Origin of the sequence: Streptomyces sp. NPDC053474 (assembly GCF_044544845.1) — a bacterium.
Classification (GTDB): domain Bacteria; phylum Actinomycetota; class Actinomycetes; order Streptomycetales; family Streptomycetaceae; genus Streptomyces.
In genome coordinates, this window is sequence record NZ_JBITXV010000038.1 from 1 (window position 1) to 19,584 (window position 19,584).

The 19,584-nt window shown below is 72.0% G+C and carries 20 protein-coding genes and 2 pseudogenes; 3 read left to right on the forward strand and 19 right to left on the reverse strand.

The genetic code is table 11. The features are described 5' to 3' along the window. Positions 1-186, forward strand: a pseudogene (locus ACIG3E_RS40745) (transcriptional regulator); the annotation flags it as partial. A gap of 107 nt (positions 187-293) precedes the next feature. Here ACIG3E_RS40745 and ACIG3E_RS40750 read toward each other — a convergent pair. The 5 genes from ACIG3E_RS40750 to ACIG3E_RS40770 all read right to left on the reverse strand — a co-directional run bounded on the left by ACIG3E_RS40750 (position 294) and on the right by ACIG3E_RS40770 (position 4,065). Further along, a complete protein-coding gene (locus tag ACIG3E_RS40750; protein ID WP_399626239.1) occupies positions 294-668 on the reverse strand; it encodes a toxin Doc in 375 nt (124 codons plus the stop codon). Next, entirely contained in the window at positions 668-907 is a 240-nt protein-coding gene (locus tag ACIG3E_RS40755) for a hypothetical protein (RefSeq protein WP_399626241.1), read from the reverse strand. The genes ACIG3E_RS40750 and ACIG3E_RS40755 overlap by 1 nt, the downstream gene beginning before the upstream one ends. Before the next feature lie 85 nt (positions 908-992). After that, a complete protein-coding gene (locus ACIG3E_RS40760) occupies positions 993-2,444 on the reverse strand; it encodes an amino acid permease (RefSeq protein ID WP_399626275.1) in 1,452 nt (483 codons plus the stop codon). A 177-nt stretch (positions 2,445-2,621) separates the two neighbouring features. Then, positions 2,622-3,548, reverse strand: coding sequence for a hypothetical protein (locus tag ACIG3E_RS40765; RefSeq protein ID WP_399626242.1), 927 nt, complete (start codon positions 3,546-3,548; stop codon positions 2,622-2,624). Positions 3,549-3,939: 391 nt separating this feature from the next. Then, the gene (locus tag ACIG3E_RS40770; RefSeq protein ID WP_399626244.1) at positions 3,940-4,065 is read right to left on the reverse strand and encodes a hypothetical protein; all 126 of its coding nucleotides are present in this window, start codon (positions 4,063-4,065) and stop codon (positions 3,940-3,942) included. Positions 4,066-4,420: 355 nt separating this feature from the next. Between ACIG3E_RS40770 and ACIG3E_RS40775 the strand changes: the two genes are divergently transcribed. After that, the gene (locus ACIG3E_RS40775; RefSeq protein WP_399626245.1) at positions 4,421-4,966 is read left to right on the forward strand and encodes a GNAT family N-acetyltransferase; all 546 of its coding nucleotides are present in this window, start codon (positions 4,421-4,423) and stop codon (positions 4,964-4,966) included. A 125-nt stretch (positions 4,967-5,091) separates the two neighbouring features. Here the strand turns inward: ACIG3E_RS40775 and ACIG3E_RS40780 are convergent, their stop codons facing one another. The 5 genes from ACIG3E_RS40780 to ACIG3E_RS40800 form a co-directional block, all read right to left on the reverse strand. Beyond that, positions 5,092-5,490 carry a hypothetical protein gene (locus ACIG3E_RS40780; protein ID WP_399626247.1) on the reverse strand — a complete coding sequence of 133 codons (399 nt, stop codon included), beginning with the start codon at positions 5,488-5,490 and terminating at the stop codon, positions 5,092-5,094. A gap of 353 nt (positions 5,491-5,843) precedes the next feature. Beyond that, positions 5,844-6,911, reverse strand: coding sequence for a hypothetical protein (locus tag ACIG3E_RS40785; RefSeq protein WP_399626249.1), 1,068 nt, complete (start codon positions 6,909-6,911; stop codon positions 5,844-5,846). Between the two features lie 53 nt (positions 6,912-6,964). Then, complete coding sequence (locus ACIG3E_RS40790; protein WP_399626251.1) at positions 6,965-7,177, reverse strand: hypothetical protein; 213 nt, start codon at positions 7,175-7,177, stop codon at positions 6,965-6,967. A gap of 234 nt (positions 7,178-7,411) precedes the next feature. Beyond that, a complete protein-coding gene (locus ACIG3E_RS40795) occupies positions 7,412-8,470 on the reverse strand; it encodes a DUF6461 domain-containing protein (protein WP_399626253.1) in 1,059 nt (352 codons plus the stop codon). Positions 8,471-8,603: 133 nt separating this feature from the next. Beyond that, positions 8,604-8,861, reverse strand: coding sequence for a hypothetical protein (locus ACIG3E_RS40800; RefSeq protein ID WP_399626255.1), 258 nt, complete (start codon positions 8,859-8,861; stop codon positions 8,604-8,606). 181 nt (positions 8,862-9,042) lie between these two features. On the opposite strand from ACIG3E_RS40800, the gene ACIG3E_RS40805 reads away from it, so the two are divergent. Next, on the forward strand, positions 9,043-9,522 hold the full coding sequence (locus tag ACIG3E_RS40805; protein WP_399626258.1) for a hypothetical protein: 480 nt from the start codon (positions 9,043-9,045) through the stop codon (positions 9,520-9,522). 272 nt (positions 9,523-9,794) lie between these two features. Here the strand turns inward: ACIG3E_RS40805 and ACIG3E_RS40810 are convergent, their stop codons facing one another. The 9 genes and pseudogenes from ACIG3E_RS40810 to ACIG3E_RS40850 form a co-directional block, all read right to left on the reverse strand. Then, entirely contained in the window at positions 9,795-10,607 is an 813-nt protein-coding gene (locus ACIG3E_RS40810) for an alpha/beta fold hydrolase (protein WP_399626259.1), read from the reverse strand. Positions 10,608-10,673: 66 nt separating this feature from the next. Further along, on the reverse strand, positions 10,674-11,864 hold the full coding sequence (locus ACIG3E_RS40815) for an MFS transporter (protein ID WP_399626260.1): 1,191 nt from the start codon (positions 11,862-11,864) through the stop codon (positions 10,674-10,676). A gap of 63 nt (positions 11,865-11,927) precedes the next feature. Then, a complete protein-coding gene (locus ACIG3E_RS40820) occupies positions 11,928-12,473 on the reverse strand; it encodes an SgcJ/EcaC family oxidoreductase (RefSeq protein ID WP_399626262.1) in 546 nt (181 codons plus the stop codon). A 112-nt stretch (positions 12,474-12,585) separates the two neighbouring features. Beyond that, positions 12,586-12,765 carry a hypothetical protein gene (locus ACIG3E_RS40825; RefSeq protein WP_399626264.1) on the reverse strand — a complete coding sequence of 60 codons (180 nt, stop codon included), beginning with the start codon at positions 12,763-12,765 and terminating at the stop codon, positions 12,586-12,588. Beyond that, positions 12,762-13,064: an isochorismatase family protein gene (locus ACIG3E_RS40830; protein ID WP_399626265.1), complete on the reverse strand. Its 303-nt coding sequence runs from the start codon at positions 13,062-13,064 to the stop codon at positions 12,762-12,764. The genes ACIG3E_RS40825 and ACIG3E_RS40830 overlap by 4 nt, the downstream gene beginning before the upstream one ends. Positions 13,065-13,552: 488 nt before the next feature. Then, positions 13,553-16,390, reverse strand: coding sequence for a helix-turn-helix transcriptional regulator (locus ACIG3E_RS40835; protein ID WP_399626268.1), 2,838 nt, complete (start codon positions 16,388-16,390; stop codon positions 13,553-13,555). 76 nt (positions 16,391-16,466) lie between these two features. Then, on the reverse strand, positions 16,467-17,963 hold the full coding sequence (locus tag ACIG3E_RS40840) for an alpha/beta hydrolase (protein ID WP_399626271.1): 1,497 nt from the start codon (positions 17,961-17,963) through the stop codon (positions 16,467-16,469). 262 nt (positions 17,964-18,225) lie between these two features. Then, the gene (locus ACIG3E_RS40845) at positions 18,226-19,098 is read right to left on the reverse strand and encodes an alpha/beta fold hydrolase (RefSeq protein WP_399626273.1); all 873 of its coding nucleotides are present in this window, start codon (positions 19,096-19,098) and stop codon (positions 18,226-18,228) included. 195 nt (positions 19,099-19,293) lie between these two features. Further along, positions 19,294-19,584, reverse strand: a pseudogene (locus ACIG3E_RS40850) (type III effector protein); the annotation flags it as partial.

The window sequence follows — 19,584 nt, forward strand, 5'->3', positions numbered from 1 at the left end:
CTGGACTGGACCGAACGCCGCCCTCACCTGGCCGGCGCGGTCGGCGCCGCCCTGTGCCGCCACGCCTTCGACACAGGCTGGATCACCCGCGTCGGCACGACACGCGCAGTCGTCGTCACTCCGCTCGGCCGACAGGCTCTCCAGCTCCACCTCGGCTTGCCCGATGATCTCCTGGTACGGAGATGAGCGGCGGCCCAAGAGCCATGCTCGAACGGCTGCTCCCGATGGCGGCCGGTGGCCACGGCTGTGGGGGCCGTTCTCGTGACCTCATGCTCGAGTGAGGTCCTCTGAGGTCAGAGTCGCCAGCTGCGGATGCGGTCGGCCGCCTGGTAGACGGTGGTCTTGCGGCCCTGGATGTCACGGACCAGTTCGACGAGCGCGCCGTAGGGTGGGTCGATGCCTTCGCCGCAGGCGTGCATGTAGGCGACGGCGACCTGGCAGGCGTACAGAGAGTTGCGGTGCGGCAGGGGTTCGAGCCGGACCAGGGTGTGCAGCAGGGCGGCGGCGCGCCAGGCGGCGTCGGGGGGTGTGATGCCGGGGCGGGGGATGCGGGTCTTGTGGCGGGCGACCGCGGCGACCAGGGCCGAGTAGTCCGCGACGGTGACGTCCTCGGGCACGGACTGCTCCTGGACGTCGAGCAGCCAGGCGATGTCGACGTGGAGGGCCATCAGGCGGCTTCGGTGCCCTGAGCACGGGGCGACGGGGGCACCTCGTCGGGGAAGGCCTCGTCGAACTCGCCGCGATGTTGCTCGCCCCAGGACACGGCGTACCGCACGAACTGCAGTCGCTGCTTCTCGCGCAGGGACAGGTCGTGGACGTACTGCTTGAGGGAGACGCCCGCGGCGGCCGCGGCGGCCCGCAGTTCCTCCATCTCCTCGTCGCTGTAGCTGATGTTCAAAGACGGCATAACCCTGATGGTACCTACTAGGTACCTTGATCGGAATCCTCCGTCCGCGGCAGCTCGCCGTGTGGAACCGACGCGCACGCGGACGCTACGGCCGAGTCGCCTCCTGTTCGACGACGTGTACTTGGTGCGGGGCACGATTGCGCGGGTGCTGCGGGTTGAGGAACCACTTGCGGGCGGAGGCCAGCCACCAAGTGCCGCAGAAGGCGATGACGACGCCCACGGCGATGGGGGCGTAGTTGAAGGTCTTGGCGGTGACGGGGGAGGCCTGGGGCAGCATGAAGAGCACGGTGATCACTGCGACCCAGGCGACGGCGATGGTGCCGATGAGGGTGGACCAGGAGCCGAGGTGCCAGGGACCGCGCTCGAAGCGGTCGCCTTGCCGTAGTCGGAGGTAGGTGGGGATGACGTAGGCGATGTACAGGCCGATCGTCGCGATCGACGTCACGGCCGCGTACGCGGTGGAGTTCCACAGGTAGGGCAGGCCCAGGCAGAAGGCGCCGCCGGTGGCGAGCCAGACGGCGTTGGTCGGGGTGCGGGTGCCGGGGTGGAGCTTGTGCCAGATCCGGGAGAACGGCAGCGCGCCGTCGCGCGAGAAGGCGTAGATCATGCGGGAGTTGGCGGTCACCGAGGCCATGCCGCAGAAGAGTTGCGCGACGATGATCACGACGAGGAGCCACTTGCCGGTGGCCGTGCCGAGGGCGTCCATGAGGATCTGGGCCGGGGGTACGCCGGTGTCGGAGTCGAGGGCGCCGGTGTAGGACTGGATGGCGTAGGTGAAGCCGAAGAGCAGGACGAACCCGGCGACCAGGGAGACCACGATCGAGCGGACGATGCCCTTGGGCCCGGCGGTGGCGGCGTCGATGGTTTCCTCGGTCATGTGGGCGGAGGCGTCGTAGCCGGTGAAGGTGTACTGGGCCATGAGCAGGCCGATGGCTACGACGTAGAGGCTGGAGGTGAAGCCGGTGTTGTTGACGGATTCGCCGAAGACGAAGCGGATCGACTGGTGGTGGTCGGGGACGAGGACCAGGGCGCCGCAGATGAGCAGGACACCTGCGATGTGCCACCAGATGGAGAGCTCGTTGAGGAACGCGACGATGCGTACGCCGAAGGTGTTGAGGATGCCGTGCAGGACGAGGATGGCTGCGAACAGGGTGATGGTGTGGCCGGGGGTGGCTTCGTAGCCGAATTGCAGGTCAAGCAGGGCGTTGAGGAAGGTGGCGGCGCCGAAGTCGATGCCCGCGGTGACCGCGATCTGTCCGAGGGTGTTGAACCAGCCGGTGAACCACGCCCACGCGGCGGCGGTGCGGGGTGGGCCCATGCGGTGGGCCCAGAAGTACAGGCCCGCGCTGGTGGGGTAGGAGGAGCAGACCTCGGCCATGGACAGGCCGACGAACAGGGTCATCAGGCCGACGAAGAGCCAGCCCCACATGATGACGGCGGGGCCGCCGGTGTTCATGCCGTAGCCGTACAGCGTCATGCAGCCGGACAGGATCGAGATGATGGTGAAGCTGACGCCGAAGTTGGCGCGGCCGGACATGGAGCGCGACAGGGTCTGGCGGTAGCCGAGCTGCTTGAGGCGCTCCTCGTCGGAGACGCGGGATACATCGAGAGGCACTGGGTGCCCTTCCCTTCCTGTGTGACTCCTGGGTGACTCGTGCGCGATGGTGATGACGTGCGGGGAGCGGCGCCGCTCTCAAGGGCGCTTTCGCCGCTCTCAGGGGCGCTTTCGCCGCCGGGGCGGGTTGTAGGCCCAGCTGCGGTGGCGCAGGAACAGCTCGCGGGCGCGGCCGCAGTAGGACCAGGGGACATGCGTGGCGTACGGGCCGATCGCGTCGAAGACCTCGCGGGCCTCGCCGTGTCGGTTCCCGAACGACAGGGCGTGCGCCAGGTAGTTGGCGTCGTCGGCGAAGCAGGCGTGCGCCTGCGGTGGCCGGTGGCGCCACCAGCGCTCCAGTGCCTGCTCGGCCTGGGGGCAGTCGGCCCAGGGGTGGATCACCAGGCCGTACGCGCCCTGGTTCTGCTCCTGCCGACAGCGGTGCGCCTCGGCCAGGACCACCAGTGGCAGGACCGCGAGGGGCAGGCCTCGGGGAGCGAGGGCCACCTGCTCCTCGGCCCACCACATGGCCTCGCCCTGAGCGCCGTGGTGGCGGGGGAAGAGGTAGGTGACGATCTCGTGGTGTGCCTCGCGGTTCCACGGATCGCGCTGCTTGATCTCCGACCACACGTGGTTGAGGGTGTCGCGGTCAGGGGCGTGGGTGCGCAGCAGCGCGAGCATGACGACCAGGGGCGCCACGTCCTGCGGCCACACCTCCAGGGCGGTCCGGCAGGTGGCCCAGGCCTCTTCCATCTGGGTCCGGCCCTCGTCGTGTCCTGCGATCATCGCGCGCAGGGCCTGCACGTTCGCGAGCAGGGCGAGGGCGTGGGGCGAGCGCGGCTCGGCCTCGGCCCAGGTGTCGGCGAACCTCAGGCGTGCCCCGGCCTCGGCGAGTACCTGAAGGCGGAAGATCCGCCGGTCCCAGTCCGACCCGGTGGCGATGAGCACGTCCCGCGGCCCTTCCCACCGGCCCATCGAGGCGTCTTCGAGCACGTGCCGCAGGGCCTCGTCGTCGCGCGCCGGGTGCGAGTCAAGCTTGACGGACACGGCTCGGCTTCCTGCGGGCTGCCAAAAGCCCTGCTCCGGGGCGCTCGGCGACATCGCGGGGGAGTTGGATACGACGTCGGCCGGGGCCCCGGAGCAGGGGGCCGCGGGTGGTGTGCCCTCGCCGCAGGGCGTCGTGGGGTGGAGATTGTCCTGATGCCATCTGCGTCGTCCCCCTCATGGTCTGTGCCGCCGGTTCACGTGGCCAGTTACGAGTGACGTTGCTGTGCGTGCCGTCCGAAGAGGGCTGGGTGCGGTGGCTCTTGGTGATCGGGGTGGTGTGTGCCGGTGCCGGTGTCGGTGGGCGTGCTCCCCCGTGGTGCCGACGCGCCGTGGTGCCGACGCCCCGTGGTACCGATGCCCCGTGATGCGGTGGTCCCGTCGTGCCGTGGTCTCATGATGCCCGCACCGGCACGTGCAGGTCCCGTTCCGCGGCGGTGGCGAGCGCGTGCGCGCGGCCGTCATCGAGTCCGAGGAGGGTGGTGAGCCCCGCCCGGTGCGCATGGGGGCGCCGGTGCACCCATCATTACTCCCTCTTCTCCCTCTGGCCGCAAGATGCGCGGGCGTACCAACTCAAGTGGAGAAGCGAGCTTCGGCCATCCTTGGCGCGTGCCGTGATGCGCGGAGCCCAGTGGTCTTGGCGCTGGTGCTAGGGCTGACGGTCGATGACCTCCAGCCCGTCGACCTCCCACGGCGGCAGCCTCGCGGAATCCCGGTGCTCGTGGGCGAGTTGCTCAAGGGCGCGGCGCACCTCTGCCAGCGGTCTGGCAACGCCACCAGCCGTCGAGGACGGGGGTGAGCGGGACCTCGGGGGCGGCGGGCAGGGCTGCGCTAGCGTGCGGAGGCGTGGTGGTGGAGGAGAGGAGCCCCCTGTGGTGATCACGTGGCGTCGGGTCGTCGAGGGGGACTTTCCGCTGCTCGGCAGCTGGCTGCGGCAGCCGCACGTGCGGCGTTGGTGGAACCACGAGACCACGGCGGAGGCGGTGGCCCGGGACTTCGGCCCCGCCGCTCGGGGGGAGGAGCCGTCGGAGGACTTCCTCGCGCTGCTCGACGGCCGTCCGGTGGGCCTGGTGCAGCGTTCACGCCTGAGCGACTACCCCGCCTACCGGACCGAGCTGGCGGCCGTCGTCGCCGTACCCGACGAGGCGATGACCATCGACTACCTGATCGGCGACCCCCAGCGGATCGGGCAGGGCATCGGGACGGCGATGATTCGCTCGGCTGTCGAGCGAACCTGGGCCGCGCACCCGTCAGCCCCGTGCGTACTCGTGCCCGTGGTGGCGGCCAACCGCGCCTCGTGGAGGGCGCTGGAGAGGGCCGGGCTGCGCAGGATCGGGACCGGGGCCTTGGAACCGGATAATCCAGTCGATGACTGGACTCACTACGTCTACCGCGCCGACCGGCCCGGGGTCGACGCCTGACGCGCGTCCGGCGCTTGCGGTAGCTGACGTGCGGTTGGTCCCCGCGGCAGCTGACGTGCGTCCGGCGCCCGGGGCGCCCGACGTGCACGCGGCCCTCGCGTCAGCTGACGAGCGGTCGGTGCGCATCAGGCCCTCCACCGCTGTCGCGAGGGCAGGGCGAGGGCGCTCAGGCTGGCCTCGACGATCTCCTCGGCGGTGAGTTCGCCGCCGTTCAGGTGCAGTTCTTCCACCACCTCCTGCCTCCCTGCCACGAGTCTGGTGGCTCGCCAGGTGCAGGAGAGGGCGGGTTCGTGCCAGGAGATGTTGAGATAGGTGCTGGCGTCGACCTTCACGACCACCTGCGGGAAGAAGCCGTCCTCGACCGTGCACGTGATGGCCTGGCCGACGTGGTACCCGCGCTGGCGGAGGACCTCCGCGATGCCCCGGACCAGCGCGGCCAGGCGGTCGTCGGCACCGCGGGCTTCAGGGCTCGTCGGCTCCGGTCGTAACCGTTCGCAGGCGACGCCTGGGTTCTGCTTTTCCATGCGTGTTTCTCGCTCTCACTTTCTTCGGAAATCCGAGGTGACGAGACAGCCGTCGTACGTGCGCGGCAGGTAGGGGTTCCGGTAGCCGAACGCGGAAGGGGAGAACTGCGCGTGCTCCTCGCCTCGGCCGCGATGTCGGGGACATCAGAAGTGCGCTCTTGCGCCGCCTCAGGCGCGTCAGCAGGGCGCACTCCTGAGAGTCGGTCGCCGCGTCACCCTCTGGTCCTGCGCGGCCGGAGCCGACCATTGGCGCGAAGTACGTTGCAGACTGATCACCCGGGTCGTCGTGGTCGTACGTCCAACAAGACCAGACGTATGGTGAGGTACTGGATCGCTACGGTGAACATAAGCGGTCAGGAAGCACCTTTGTGCGTCAACTTCGGCCGATTCCGCTGAGAAGTGGCTGAGGTTGTCCACCGGACCCGGCAAGCCGCCGCCAGGTAGCCCGGGGCCAGGCCAAGCAGCAGACCGTGGGATTCGGCGGCGGGCGGGCTCTCGTGGAGGCGGGCCAGCATCCGCAGCACCGACGCGGCGCCCAGGTCACCCTCATCGGCGATGCACGCGAATGACGTCTCAAGAGCCCGTCTAGGCAGGGCATTTGATTCGGCCAGGGATCGCAGCGGCGCCGGGCCGCCGGGATGAACGAGTGCGAAGTCGGGCCGTTCCTGGCCCGGCCGCAGCCAAGGCAGCGCCGCCAGCCCTGGATGCTCCTCGGCGAGATAGCCCCCGACGTGCGCGGAGGCGCGGCTGTCGCCATGCGCGTACTGCCAGGTCTCCTCGATGACCAGGCCCGGCGCGGCGAGGGCCTCGCGGCTGACGACCACGGCGGCCCCGCCGTCGCTCACCATGAGCTGACGGGCGAGCGCGGCGGGGGTGCGTCGGGCACGTGCACCGTCGGAGTCGACAGCGGTCAGGGGCGGGTGGATCCCGGCCGCCACCACCAGGACGGACCTGCCCGTACGCGCCATGTCCTCCGCCACGATCAGCGCGTGCACCGCGCCCGTGCTGGATAAGCCAGTCAACGGCACGCGCGCGGTGGTGGACGGCAGGCCGAGCGCCAGCACCAAGTCGCCGTCGAGGAACGGATCGGCCTCTGCGGGAGGCGGATCCTGGACGACCACGAGTGCTCCCACGTCCCGCGCGGTCACACCGGCGCGCCGCAGTGCCTGGCGGCCCGCCTGCTGCATCAGCGCGCGCAGGTCGCGGTGGCGGTCTTCCCGCGCGTACGGCTCGGGCACTCGACCGTCGGGGCACGGGTGCGTGCGTCTGCGGTGCCGCCCGGTCACCGCGCGGGTCGCGGCGAGGAAGTCCGGGTGTCCGGCGAGTTCGGGGTGGCGTCGGCTCAAGGCGGTGGCGAGGTCGTCGGTGGCGAGGTCGTACTGCCCGAGGGCGATGCCGGGCGGGCTGACGTAGGTCTGCACGTTGTCTCCTGCTGGTCACTGAAGGGATCACCTGGCGCGGGCGCGCCACCGGGCTAGGTCGGCACGGCCACGGGGAGGTGCTGCTCGTAGGTCCAGCGTGCGGTCTGTTCGGCGAGCTGGGACACGGGCGGGGGCTTGCGGCCGTCGAGGTGAGCGTATGCGGCGCCGGTGACGATGACGACGCGTTCGGCTGCGCTGATGTGCGGGTGGAAGCCGTGGGCCAGGGTGTCGGCGGCCCGGTGCGACGAGGGCCGGGCCCAGGTCATGGACCATCCGGCAGGCCCGGAGCACTGTGGAGAGGGGACCGTGCCAGTGCACCGGGTAGTCGTCGGCGAAGGCCACGTCGCCCGCTGCGGCGATGCCCTGACCGCGGGCGGTGGGCAGTTGGGTGAGCGCGTGCAGCTGCTGGGGCGTCAGCCAGCACGCGCGTCCGTGGGCGTTGGCCTCGGTGCTGATGGAGCTCGTGGGCCGGGCGAAGGCAGCGGTGAACGGCTGGCTGTTCAGCTCATCCGCCGTGCCGCGTCGTGGAGGTGGGCGAGCATCCAGAACTCCTCTACGCGTTCGCCGTCGCCGGTCATCGCTGTGGTGAGGGAGCTGAGGACGTCCGGGAGCCGGTCCGCCGGGGCCGGAAGGTGGGCGGCGACGCACCGCGCGAGGACGCCGAAGACGATGGCCTGCCGGAAGAGGCGGTGGGAGGGGCGCTCCCACTCGGGTTCGAACTCCTTCGGCTCGCCGATCAGCAGCGCGCGGGCCTGGGGGAGCGCTTGGTCGTGCGCGGCGGTGAGCTCGTCGCGCAGCCGCTGCCTCGCGGCGGCCGGGATGGTGTGCGCGGTGAGGGCCGCGGAGGCAAGGGGGTGATGGCGCAGGTCGGCGTGGGCGAGGGCCAGGTCGAGGGCGTGCCGACGCATCGGCCCCAGCAACCCCGGCCCCAGCTCGGCCAGGTAGCTGGCGAAGGGCTCCCGCTTGAGCAGGGGTGAGTCGATGAGACCCTGCCCCAGCAGATACTCCGGCACCGGCGTGATCTCCACGACGCGGTGCGGGCCGCGTACCCATGCGTCGTCGAAGCGCACGCCCGTGGCGCGTTCGACAGCTGTCAGGCCCTCACCCCAGCCGTGACCGTCGGCCAGGTCCAGGCCCTCCAGCAGGGGGTCCCAGGCGTCGGGGCGCGCCCCGAACGGGTCCTCGGGCACGACCATGTCGAGCACGGACTGGATCAGTCCATCCTCGGCCAGGCTCAGTCGGGACACGGCGTTGACGTTCCAGTAGGCGCTGGCGGTGCGGCCCAGACGGGAGAGCGGGCGCAGCACTTCCTCGCGGGACCCCTGATAGCCGTTGTTCTCCACGACGACGACTGTCGGGCCCGAGCGGGAGACCAGGATGAGGTTCGTGACGTAGTGGTTGCGCAGGTCCTCCAGGCGCATGGGGCGGGCCTGCTCGGGGTCGCCGCCGAAGAGCCGGACCACGGCGTCCTCGTCGCCGCCTCGCACGGCCGTGAACGTGGCGGCCTCCGCGAGTCCTAAGTGGGTGAGGAGGCCGTCGAGGTGCTGGGGTGAGGTCATGGGGAGATTGTCGCCGCCACCACTGACAACGGCTCTGACGTGCAGCGCGCTCCGCCCTGGAGCGCCACACCGTAGGTGGGATTGAGGGGCGTGACCGCGATCCCGTGACGGCTGATGAGGCGTTGGCCGATGGCTAGAAACAGTTCACGCACCCGAAGGCCAAGACGTAGGACCGCTGCCACGCGTCCACACCCCGGACACCCCGAAGGAGCATGACCACGAGCACCAGGAGGAACAGCACGGCGAAGCCTCCGGCGACGAGACCCCCGGCGATCGGAGCGGCGAAACAGCCCACGACCACGCTGACGACGACCATCACACCCGCCCCGAAGCGCGCGACGGACATGTCGGCGCGGACGACCTCCCTCAACCCCGCCCGCGTGGACCGCATGTCCGACTCGTACCGCTCCAGCCACCGGCCTTCGCCGCGCCGGAGCCGCCCGAGACCCTCTTCTGACGGGCCCTCACGGTGAGGCCCCATGGGCCGGGGCGCCGGTATGAGGCACGTGGCGACCATGGCGGAAGGCCCGCGCCGCTGGTGTCGTAGCGGCGGTTCGGACAGCATGCGGCGCATGGACTGGATGCCTCTGCTCTCCACGCTGGCCGGTGCGGCCATCGGGATCGCCGCCACCCTGATCGCCGATCGCAGCAGGTGGCGGCGCGAGGAAGCACGGTACGCCCTCGACATGCGGCGTGCCGTGTACACCGAGTACGCCTCCGCGCTCAAGGACGCGGGTGAAGAGATACGGGCCGTCGCCCTGGGCGACCACAGGTCCGAGTCGGCGCGGGACGCGGCGGTGCGCGAGGCCTTCCGCGGAACCGGGTTGTACACGGCGAGCGAGCGGCTCTGGCTCGTGGGGCCGTCGCCCGTCGTCGCCGCCGGGAACGAGGCGTTCCACAGCCTGCGCCGACTGCGCGACGCCTACGCCCGCGGGGTGGCGGTCGGCTCCGCCGAGGACGCGCCCTTCATCCGCCAGCGCCGCACGGCCATGGCGGAGATGCGCCGCCTCATGCGGGAGGACCTGGGGATCGGGTCCCTCGGGATCGAATGACGGGCGGCCGGGCGGGTGTCGTGCGGACATGGCAGCGGGGCTCCGCGCAGCGCGGTCCGTCCTGACCGCCGCCCGTCGGACACCCGCGATGCCCACCGTCCTCCTCAGACGCCGGACCACCATGTACGTCGTAGAGAGGGCGGCGCACCGGTTCGTGTGTGAAGGCGGGTGCGCTCTCGGCATGGCTCAGCCTGCCTGGGGCCTGGCTGGCGCATCTTGTTGGGTCGGGCTCATGGCGGCGATCGTTCGCCGACGATGCGTATCGTCTGTGATCACTGTCCTTCACGTACCGATGAGACCGGCAGGGACCGTCTTCTCACCTCCTCGATCGCGGCCACCACGAGGCCGGGGTCCTTGTCGGGGAAGCGCGGGTGGCCGCCGTTCGGGGCCGCGAGCACGGTCACCCGGTCGCTGCTCGCCACGGCTTCAACGGCGGCCCTCAGTGCGTCGGCGTCCTGGGCCCGAGCCCCGGAGAGGCGGGAGGCGCCGGAGCGCTCCCCACTCCCGGCGACGAAGACGGTCGGACAGCGCAGCGCGGCGAAGTCGGCCTGCAATTCGCCGTTGACCTCGTCCATTTCGATGACGAACTCCGCGCGCTCCGGGGCAGTCATCCGGGCCGAGCGGCCGAAGAGGGCCAGGGGGCGCGCGATCCACCCGGTCCTGCGGCACCGTCGGCGCACGCGCTCCCGGCCTGCCTCGTCGAGCACGGAGACCGGGTAGGCCCCGTCGACGAGGACGAGACCGCCGACCATGTCCGGGTACTCGGTCGCGTAGCACAGGGCGACCGTGGCGCCGTGGGACCAGCCGACCAGGATCGGACGGTCGAGCACCGTCGCCTCGATGACCCGGTCGACGTCGTCGATGGCGCCTCTCACCGAGTAGTCCGACGACGTACCGGATCTGCCGTGCGCCCGGGCGTCGAACGTGACGGAGCGGTACGTGCCGCCGAGCCGTGCGAGCACGCGGTTCCAGCACCGCTGGGTGGAGAAGCCCCCGTTCAGGAAGAGCAGCGGGGGCTCATGGCCGAGGGTGTCGACACCGCTGAGGTGGGTGTCGGCTGCCGCGATCGTGAACTCGCGTGACATGCGGGCCTTTCGTGTCCGGGGAGGGGAGGGCTGTCGAGTGACGTCGGGTGCGTCGGTGGGCCGCTGTCAGGCCCGGCGTGTGCTCCACAGCGCCAGCGAGGTGAGGAGGGTGAGCAGGGCCCCGAGGGCCAGAACACCGCTGACGGCCAGGTAGTTGGCGACGATGCCGCCGAACAGCGCCCCGAGCGCGATGGCCAGGTTGAACATCGAGGTGTTCAGGGCGGTGGCTGCCTCGGCCGACGCGGGGGCCGACTTGAGGATCCACGTCTGGACGCTCACCGGGACGCTGCCGAAGGCCAGCCCCCAGCCGATCAGGAGGACGATCCCGCCGACCGGGGTGCGTCCGAGGAGGGGGAAGGCCGCGAGGACCGCGCCGAGCAGGACGCTGATGGTGACGACGGTCGCCCGGATGTCGCGCTCCGCGGCCGCCCCGGCGAGGAAGTTGCCGACGATACCGGCCACACCGAAGCCGAGCAGGAGCGGGCCGACCGTGCCCTCGCCGAGCCCGGAGACGTCCTGGAGGATCGGGCTGACGTAGGTGAAGGCGGCGTAGTGGCCGCTCACCAGGAGGAACGTGGCGAGGACACCGGCACGCACGACGGGGTTGCGGAACTGCTCGGGGAGCGTGCGCAGCCGCACGGCCTGCTCGGCGGGCAGCGAGGGCAGCAAGGAGAGCAGGGCGACGAAGACGAGGACGCCGAGGCCGCCCACGGCCGCGAAGGCGACGCGCCAGTCGGTGAGCCCGCCGATCAGGGTACCGGCGGGCACGCCGAGGACGTTGGCGGCCGTCGCCCCGCCGAAGACGAGCGACACGGCTCGGGGGACGTACCGCTGCGGCACCAGGCGCACGGCGAGGCCCGCGGCGAGCGCCCAGAACCCTCCGATGCTGATCCCGACCAGGAACCGCGAGACCAGCAGGGTCGTGAAGTCGGGTGCCAGGGCGGAGAGGGCGTTGGCCGCCACCATCAGGACGATCAGGCAGAGCAGGACGGTCCGGCGGTCCATGCGTCGGATGACCACCGGGAGCAGGGGCGCGGTGAGGGACGCGACCAGGCCGGGGACCGTCACCATCAGGCCCGCCGTCCCCTGCGAGACGTCGAGCGACCCGCCCACGAGGGGGAGCAGCCCGACGGGCAGGGACTCGACGGTGACCAGAGCGAAGGTGCCGACGGCCATGGCGATGACCGCGAGCCACCTCTTGAGGGGAACGCCGTCCGCGGCTCCGGGGAGGGACGCGGGGGAGTCGACGGCTGTCATGGGGTACTCCGATCAACTTCGGTGGACAGGTAGTGGTAGGGGGTGTGTTGAGTCCGGCGGGATTCAGGCCGGGGTCAGGGTGTCGGCCTCGATGGCCGTGGTGTTCTGAGCGACGGCGATGCGCCAGCGGCCGTCGGTCTTCGCCATGACGTACAGCGCGGTATCCGGCGCCTCGCCGGGGTGGGCGGTCACCAGGGCCGCCCAGCGGCGGACGGCTTCGCTGGGCCCTCGGCAGCCGGTGCGCGGGCTCCCGTCGACGGGGCGGCGCAGCAGGTCGTCGAGCCGTTCCCCGTCGCGCGTGACCGGCCGCTGCCGGATCTTGACCGCGGCGATGTCGGAGCGGATGAACTGGACGGACTCGACCTCGTAGGCCCACGTCAGCGGTTGTCCGGCGGTGCCGGGGAGCATCCGGCGGGCGAAGGCGGCGATCTCGTCGAGTCCGGTCAGCGGAGAGCTGTAGGGGGCCGACCAGAGGGCGTCGTGCCGGAACAGCTCCAGGTAGGCGTCGGGCAGCGCGTTCTGCTGAGCGTGCTCGACCTCGGCGACCAGCGTCACGATGGCGGCGACGTCCTGCGCGGAAACGGCGACGCCGGTGACTTGTGGCTTCATGAAGGGCTTCCTCAGGGGGTTATCGGCAGCGGTTTCTCGTCCTTCGGGCGGCCGTCCGCGCGGTTGTCCGACCTGGTCGGCCCGGCGGCTCGGACGACGGTCGGCCGCGTGGCTAGCGCCATCCGGACGGCGGGCCGAGGCCGGGGAGCCGTACGTCTCCCAGACCCGCCGCCGTCTCGCGCCACTGCCTCGCCAGCAGGGCCGCCGCCGGGCCCGTGTCCCGTGACGGCCGGGCGCGCGGCGCGGCCAGCCTCGCGAAGGCGCGTCCGACGACGCCGAGCGGGCCGGTCACGGCGCGCCCTCGCCCGCGCCGCGGGCGAAGCCGTCGCGGACGAGGCGAGCGCCCCGGCTCCGACTGCCCTCGTGGTCGCGCACGATCTCCTCGACCGCCGCGCGCGTCTCCTCGCGGGCCCAGTCGCTCTGGAACTCACCGAGCAGCTGGAGCCAGGTCAGCGGGACGCCACCGGCCTGGGTGACGCGCTGGATGCCCAGGCGGTGGGCCTGAGGCGTGGCGCCCGCCGACGCGTCGGCGACGACGTACACCTCACGCCCCTCCTCCAGGGCGGACAGCGCGGGCAGGGCGACGCCCACCTCGGTCCAGAGCCCGGCGATGATGATCTGCCTGCGGCCGGTGCGAGGACCGCGTCCCGCACCCCGTCGTCGGCCCAGGCGTTGGCCCGGGTGCGGCCGATCACGTCGTGGTCGGGGAAGACGTCGGTCAGCTCCGGCAGGAGCGTCGGCGTGAACGCCTTCCCGGCGATGCCGGTGAGGACCGTCGGCAGGCCGAACGCCTTGGCGGTCCTGGCCAGGCCAGTGACGTTGCCGACCAGGTTCCGCCGTTCACCGGAGGCCACCTCGGACACCATCGGAGGCTGGTGGTCGACGAGGACCAGCACGCTCTCCCTGGGGTCCAGCAGGGTCTTGTACGCGTTCGGAGACATCGCTCTCTCTTCCCGGGCAACTCGTGGTGTTGCCCGGGAAGAGCTTCCGCCGGGGCGGCCTGCCCCGGCACGACGCGATCACGTGATCCCGGAAGCCCGGGGCACGTGATTGCTAAGGCCCCTTCCGGCAGCCGTTGGCTAGGCGGGTGCCTTCTTCTCGGCGAGGTGCTCCGCCGTGACGCGCGCCAGCTCGACCCGGCTGGACACGCCCAGCTTCCCGAAGACGTTCCGCAGGTGGGCGTCCACGGTGTGCCGGGACAGGAAAAGGCGGTGCGCGACCTGGCGATTGGTGAGCCCGTCGACGACGAGCCGTACGACCCGCAGTTCCGAGGGCGTGATGCTGGCCCAGCCCTCGCCCGGCCGCGCCGCCGCCCTCGGCATCCTGCGCCGCACCCCCAGAGCCCGCAGCCGCTGCCGCGCCCGCGCCGCGCCGCGTACCGCACCGGCCGTGCCGTACAGGGCGAACGCCTCCTCCCACAGGGCGAGAGCGGCGTCCCGGTCCGTCGTGGTCAGCGCCGCGTCCTCCAGGGCCCCGGCGAGGGCCAGCGGCCGCGGCGCCGAGCGCCAGAAGCCCACCGCCCCGCGCAGCTCATCGGGGTCGCCCGACAGCAGGGCGGTCACGTGCCGGGCGGCCGCCTGGGCCGAGGCGAGGCGGGGGTTGCGCTCGGCGAGCAGCCGACAGGCCGCCGCCGCGCGCTCGGCGTGCTCGGGCAACTCGCCCCGCAGCGCGATGCGTACGAGCTCCGGGCCGAGCCCCGGGTCGTAGCAGAACAGGCGGATCCGGTCGGGCAGGGTCGCCCACAGCGCGTCATCGGGGTGCGCGGCGTCCTGCGGCTTCTGGGCGCTCGCGTTCCGCAGCAGCACCTCCACCAGGAGCAGTTCGTCGATGGCCACCCGCACCCCGCTGTCCGCCAGCTTGCGCGCCTCGGCGAACAGGGCACGGGCTGCGGGCAGCTCGTCGCGCAGGATCGCCAGGCGCGCCATCAGGATGCGGGTCGACTGGACGGTGGGAGGCGTGCCCAGAGCGAGGGAGCTGTGCAGCGTGGCCTCCGCCTCGGCGGTGGCCTCGGCGATGCGCCCCGCGCCGAGCCACAGCTGCGCCCGGTGGCCGCGCAGGCGCGGCACCGCCCAGGGCACACCGAGCCGTTCGGCCTCGCGCTGGCCCGCGTCGAAGGCGGCTTCGGCCTCGGTGACGCGCTCGGCCGCGGTCAGCGCCTCGCCGAGCCATCTGCGGGGCGCGTGCCAGCGGGCCTCGCCGCCCGCGCGCTCGGCGACGTCCGTGGCCCGCTCGGCGAGGAGCACCGCGTCATCGAGGCGCCCGGCGGCGAGCGCGGCCCGCGAACGCGCCGTGTAGCCCGACGTCACGGCCACGGGCACGGCGGCGGCCTCGCCGAGCCGCACCGCCTCGGCGCCCGCCGCGTCAGCCAGTTCGCAGGACGGGTCCTCGCCGAACGGCAGGCCGCCCTCGATCAGGGTGTGGGCGCGCAGCGACCACAACTGAGCCTGGTGGTGCACGGGCACGCCCCGGTCCGCCAGGGCGAGGTCCACCAGCTTGAGGACCTCCGGGGTGCGGCCGGTGAACTTCAAGGTCGCCGCGAAGCCGTGCCGCACCGTCGCCAGGGAGGTCGGGGCGTGCGTTTGGGCCAGCTCGGCCTCGGCGAGTTCGATCGCCTCGCTCATGCGGCCGTTGAAGGAGAGGGCGCTCACCGCCTTGCAGACGTTGGCGGCCCGGTCCCGGTCGTCGGGTTCGCTCAGCTCGACGAGGCGGGCCAGCAGGTCGGCGGCCACTCCCGGCGCCGCGCCCATGATGCCGTCGGCCGCGTCCCGCAGCGCGCGCAGTGCCTGCTGGTCGCCGCGCCGGGCGCCCCAGGCCACATGGGTCGCGGACTCGGCCGCCGGTCTGCCCTCGGCGGCGAGGACCGCGCCCGCCTCGCGGTGCAGCGCCTGCTTCACAGGCCCCGGCAGGTTGTCGTACACGGCCTCCCTGATCAGGTCGTGCCGGAACCTCAGCAGCGTGCCGTCCGCCACGAGATGGCCTTGCGCGATGGCCTCCTCGGTGGCCCTGGTCAGCTCGCGCACCGGGACGCCCATCACCCCGGCGGCCTCGTGCACGCCGAACGGCCGGGCCAGCACGGCGCCCGCACCCAGCAACTGCCGGGTCGTCACGGACAGATGCCGGTAGCGGCGCGCCACCTGGGCCCGGAAGCTGTCCGGCAGCTCGCCGGGCGCCACGCGTGCGACGCCGTCCTCGACACGCACCCGGCCCTGCTCACGCAGGGCGTGGAGCAGCTCCTGCAGCAGGAACGGATTGCCCGCCGCCCGGTCGGCCAGGCTCCGGACGCAACTTCCGGGCCGGGCGCCGAGCGTGTGCTCCGACAGCTCGACCACCGCCTCCTGCGACAGCGGGCCGAGGGTGAGTAGCAGAGCCTCCCGTTCGGCGAGCCCCTCCACCGCCGCGTGCATCGCGGACTCCTCCGGCATGGGGCGCGCCGCGAGCAGCCACATCACCGGCGCCTCGGCGAGCGCGGGCACCAGGGAGCGGACGAGGAGGGCCGTGACCTCGTCGGCCCACTGCACGTCGTCCAGGACGATCAGCAGCGGGCGGGCGCGGGCGTGCTCCGCGATCCGCTCGGCGAGCAGCGCCGTCTGCCGGTAGGGGACGGCGGCCCGTGCCGCGAGCTCCGCCCGGTCCGCCTCGTCGAGCACGGGCCGGGAGCCGTGGCTGAGGGCGTTCACCAAGGTGGCCAGCGGTGAGAGCCGGTCCAGTTCGGTGGCGCGGCCCTCGGCCACGGCCATGCCCCGCTCGCTCGCGCCGTGGACAACCTCGGCGAGCAGGCGGGACTTGCCGATGCCCGCCTCCCCTTCCACTACGACGCACCGTGCCGCCCCCGCCGCGGCGGCGGCCACCGCGGCGGACAGCTCCTCCAGCGCCCGCTGCCGTCCGACCAGCGGAACCGATGCGCGCGTGCCCAGCATGTGAAGTCCCCCCTGTCACGCACCGCCCCCGTTCCGGCCGGTGCCCGCCGCCCCATGATCCGCGTTCATCGAGGCATCACCAAACGCCCCTCCGCGGCACGGCCGGGCAGCGGGTGCCCCGGGGTGGGACTGCCAGGTCGGTGAGGTAGCTGTCCACTGCGTCCTCCATGCACGGGCCACTGGTGACGCTGCCGTGTCCGTGGCCCTCGTAGGTGAGGAGTTTGCCGCTGCGGCCGAGCTGCCGGGCTACCGAGACCGCCCACGGGTAGCCGGTGGCGGGGTCGTGCAGCGCGTTGGACACCAGGATCGGCGGGGCACCGGGTGCGTCCAGGCGGTGCTGCGGGTTGGCGGTCGGCGTGCCCAGACATGCCGCTGCCATGTGGGTCGGCAGCAGGGAGGGCAGGTCAGGCGCGGTCGTGTTGGTCATGGAGATGAGTGAGGCGTACTCGTGGTAGTCGCGTACCGGCAGGTGCCAGTCCGCGCAGAAGACCGGGGTGGCCGGAGGTAGCGGTGCGATCGAGGTGGGTGACGCGGGCAGTGGCTTGCTCGCGTCCATCCTCGCGATCGCCGTGGCCAGGCCCGCGTAGTCGGCCTGGTAGAACTTCCGGAACGCGATCTTGTTGACCAGGTCCGCAGAAGACAGTGAGGTGCCCGGTCTTGCCGGGTCCTCCAGCTCGCCGCGCCCGGCGCGGGCCAGCAGGCTCTGCCAGACGGCGCGGACGTCGCGGGCGTGCAGCGCGCAGTCCGGGGCGCCGTGGCACCACTTCACGAACTCCTGGAAGGAATCCTGTGCCGCGGCCGCCTCGGCCCGCAGGAAGCCTCGGGTGGTCGGGACGCTGTGGTCCATGACGCTTTCGAGCACCATCGCGCGCACGCGACGCGGGTAGGTCTCGGCGTACTGCGCGCCGAGCAGCGTGCCGTAGGAGCTGCCGTGGAAGGTCAGCTTCCGCTCGCCGAGGGTGGCCCGGAGGGCGTCCAGGTCCCGGACGCTCTGGGCGGTGTCCAGGTGGTCGAACACCGGGCCGGTACGGGCCCGGCAGTCGGCACGCAGCCGCCTGTTGTACGCCACGGTGGCGTCGAAGTCCGCCTGGCTCTTCAGCTCCGGTGACGGCCGCTCGGCGAGCAGGTCGCCGGAGCAGGTCACCGGGCTGCTGCCGCCCACGCCGCGCGGGTCGAAGCTGACGATGTCGAACCTGCGGCGGACCTCGGGGCTGAACCGGCTGATACCGCGCACCACCCTCTCCACGCCCGAGTCGCCCGGTCCTCCGGGGCCGAACACCATCGAGCCGACGCGGGCTCCGGGGTCGGTGGCCGTGCGGCGGGCCACGGCCAGATCGAGTCTGGGCCCGTCCGGTTGGGCCCAGTCGACCGGCACGGAAAGAGTGGCGCACTCGGCTCCTGGCCTCGCCGGGTCGTCACACGGCGCCCACCGCAGGGCCCCGGCGGCGGACGGCGACGCGCTGACCGCGGGAGCGACGGTGAGGCCGGTGATGACAGCCATGGCGGCTCCCAGCACCATGGCTGTGCCCCGTGCGGCGACGCGCCGCACAGCGGATCTGCCCCTTAACGGCATGGATCCTCCTCGTGGAGGTGACGGTTGTGTCAGGCAAGAGGACCCGGCCGGGGTTCCGTCTTCACGTTAGGTGAACGGTCGTCCGTGTGGGGCGCCTGTCAGGGGCTTATCCGGGTCAAGTGGGGGACTCTTCAGGGGCGATCGGGGCCCGTGGCTTTGGGGCAGGCCACGTAGGGCGGTCCGAAGCGGGAGGCTCACAGCGCGACGAGCGGCCGCATCGGCCGGGCCTGCCCTGGGCCCGGCCGATGCGGCTGCTCGGTGTTCACTTGGCGAGGAACGCGAGGATCCGCCGGTTGACCTCCTGCGGGGCCTCGACCATCGGGAAGTGGCCCACGCCGGGGAGCAGGGCGCCGTCTGATCCCTCGGGCAGGGCGGCGACGATGTCGGCGAGGATCTCCTCGTCCACGACGGGGTCCTCGCCTCCGTGCAGGTACAGGGTCGGCTGCGTGGGCAGCTCGGCCAGCAGGCGACCCATGTCCCACGCCGGGGTGCCGAACTCCGCGGCGGGGAAGTTCTGGCGGTAAAGGCCCAGGCCCGCACGGAGGTTGGCGGGCTCGCGCAGGGCGTCCTTGCCCGCCTGCCGGTCCTGAGCGGAGTCGAATCCGGGTACGTTGCCGCTCCAGTGCTCCCACAGCCAGTCGAGGTAGGCGAAGTCGTTCACGGGCACCAGCTGGTCGGCGACGGACATCTGGAAGAAGTAGAAGTGGCTGTTCTTGTGGATCTGTTCGGGGACCGCGGCCCTGCGTTCGTAGAACCGCACCGGCGGGACGTCGGCCACGATCACCTTCGACCAGCGCTCCGGGGCGAGGGCCGCGGCGCCCCAGGTGGTGAAGCCGCCCCAGTCGTGCCCGACGATGACGGCGTCGCCGTCGCCGCCCAGCGCCTCGTGCAGCGCGTTGGCGTCCGCGATCAGATCCTTCATGAGCATGCTGCCGTCAGGCGGCACTTGGCTGGGCGCGAAGCCTCTCATGTACGGGGCGACGACGCGGTACCCGGCGTTCACCAGCTCGGGCATCAGGTGCCGGAACATGTCCGGAGTCTCCGGGAACCCGTGCAGGAGCAGGGCCAGCGGGCCCTCGCCCTGCTCGACGTAGGCCAGGTCGAGGCCGTTGACGGTGATGTGCTTGATATCCATGGGGCATCCCGACATAACAGGCGTTCCACGACGCGGAGCGGCGCGGAACGACGACTAAAACAAACGTTCTAACCAGAACCTAGCATCATTAGAACGATCGCTCTAGTGGGGATGGCGAGAGGCCCGGCCGAGGTCCTCGGTCGCTCCGGTTGGTGACGGACGCGAGCGGCCGGACCGCCCCCGCTGCGTCTGGGGTTAGTCGTCGTTGGTGGTTGTTGCCGTGCGTCGGTGGTTGAGGGCGTCGAGGTGTTCGATGAGGTGGGTGTGGCGGGTGTCGAGGTAGGGGCGCATGTCGTTCAGCGGGGTGATGAGCTCGGCGGCGTCGGTGGCGCCGAGGGCGGCGTCCAGGGCGGCCTGGGCCGAGTGCGCCTGGGGCGCGAGGTGGTCGAGCGCGGTGATTTGTCCGGCGAGGCGGCGTAGGTCGGCGGCGTTGTGGCGGGCCCAGGTGGCGGTGGCGCGGTGGGCGGCTCTGGCCTGGCGGGTGGC

Bases quoted from the DNA above. Each gene is read 5' to 3' on its own strand.
- ACIG3E_RS40750 (WP_399626239.1), bottom strand. From the start codon at position 668: ATGGCCCTCCACGTCGACATCGCCTGGCTGCTCGACGTCCAGGAGCAG.
- ACIG3E_RS40755 (WP_399626241.1), bottom strand. From the start codon at position 907: ATGCCGTCTTTGAACATCAGCTACAGCGACGAGGAGATGGAGGAACTG.
- ACIG3E_RS40760 (WP_399626275.1), bottom strand. From the start codon at position 2,444: ATGTCCGGCCGCGCCAACTTCGGCGTCAGCTTCACCATCATCTCGATC.
- ACIG3E_RS40780 (WP_399626247.1), bottom strand. From the start codon at position 5,490: ATGGAAAAGCAGAACCCAGGCGTCGCCTGCGAACGGTTACGACCGGAG.
- ACIG3E_RS40790 (WP_399626251.1), bottom strand. From the start codon at position 7,177: ATGACCTGGGCCCGGCCCTCGTCGCACCGGGCCGCCGACACCCTGGCC.
- ACIG3E_RS40795 (WP_399626253.1), bottom strand. From the start codon at position 8,470: ATGACCTCACCCCAGCACCTCGACGGCCTCCTCACCCACTTAGGACTC.
- ACIG3E_RS40800 (WP_399626255.1), bottom strand. From the start codon at position 8,861: ATGCGGTCCACGCGGGCGGGGTTGAGGGAGGTCGTCCGCGCCGACATG.
- ACIG3E_RS40805 (WP_399626258.1), top strand. From the start codon at position 9,043: ATGGACTGGATGCCTCTGCTCTCCACGCTGGCCGGTGCGGCCATCGGG.
- ACIG3E_RS40810 (WP_399626259.1), bottom strand. From the start codon at position 10,607: ATGTCACGCGAGTTCACGATCGCGGCAGCCGACACCCACCTCAGCGGT.
- ACIG3E_RS40815 (WP_399626260.1), bottom strand. From the start codon at position 11,864: ATGACAGCCGTCGACTCCCCCGCGTCCCTCCCCGGAGCCGCGGACGGC.
- ACIG3E_RS40820 (WP_399626262.1), bottom strand. From the start codon at position 12,473: ATGAAGCCACAAGTCACCGGCGTCGCCGTTTCCGCGCAGGACGTCGCC.
- ACIG3E_RS40835 (WP_399626268.1), bottom strand. From the start codon at position 16,390: ATGCTGGGCACGCGCGCATCGGTTCCGCTGGTCGGACGGCAGCGGGCG.
- ACIG3E_RS40840 (WP_399626271.1), bottom strand. From the start codon at position 17,963: ATGCCGTTAAGGGGCAGATCCGCTGTGCGGCGCGTCGCCGCACGGGGC.
- ACIG3E_RS40845 (WP_399626273.1), bottom strand. From the start codon at position 19,098: ATGGATATCAAGCACATCACCGTCAACGGCCTCGACCTGGCCTACGTC.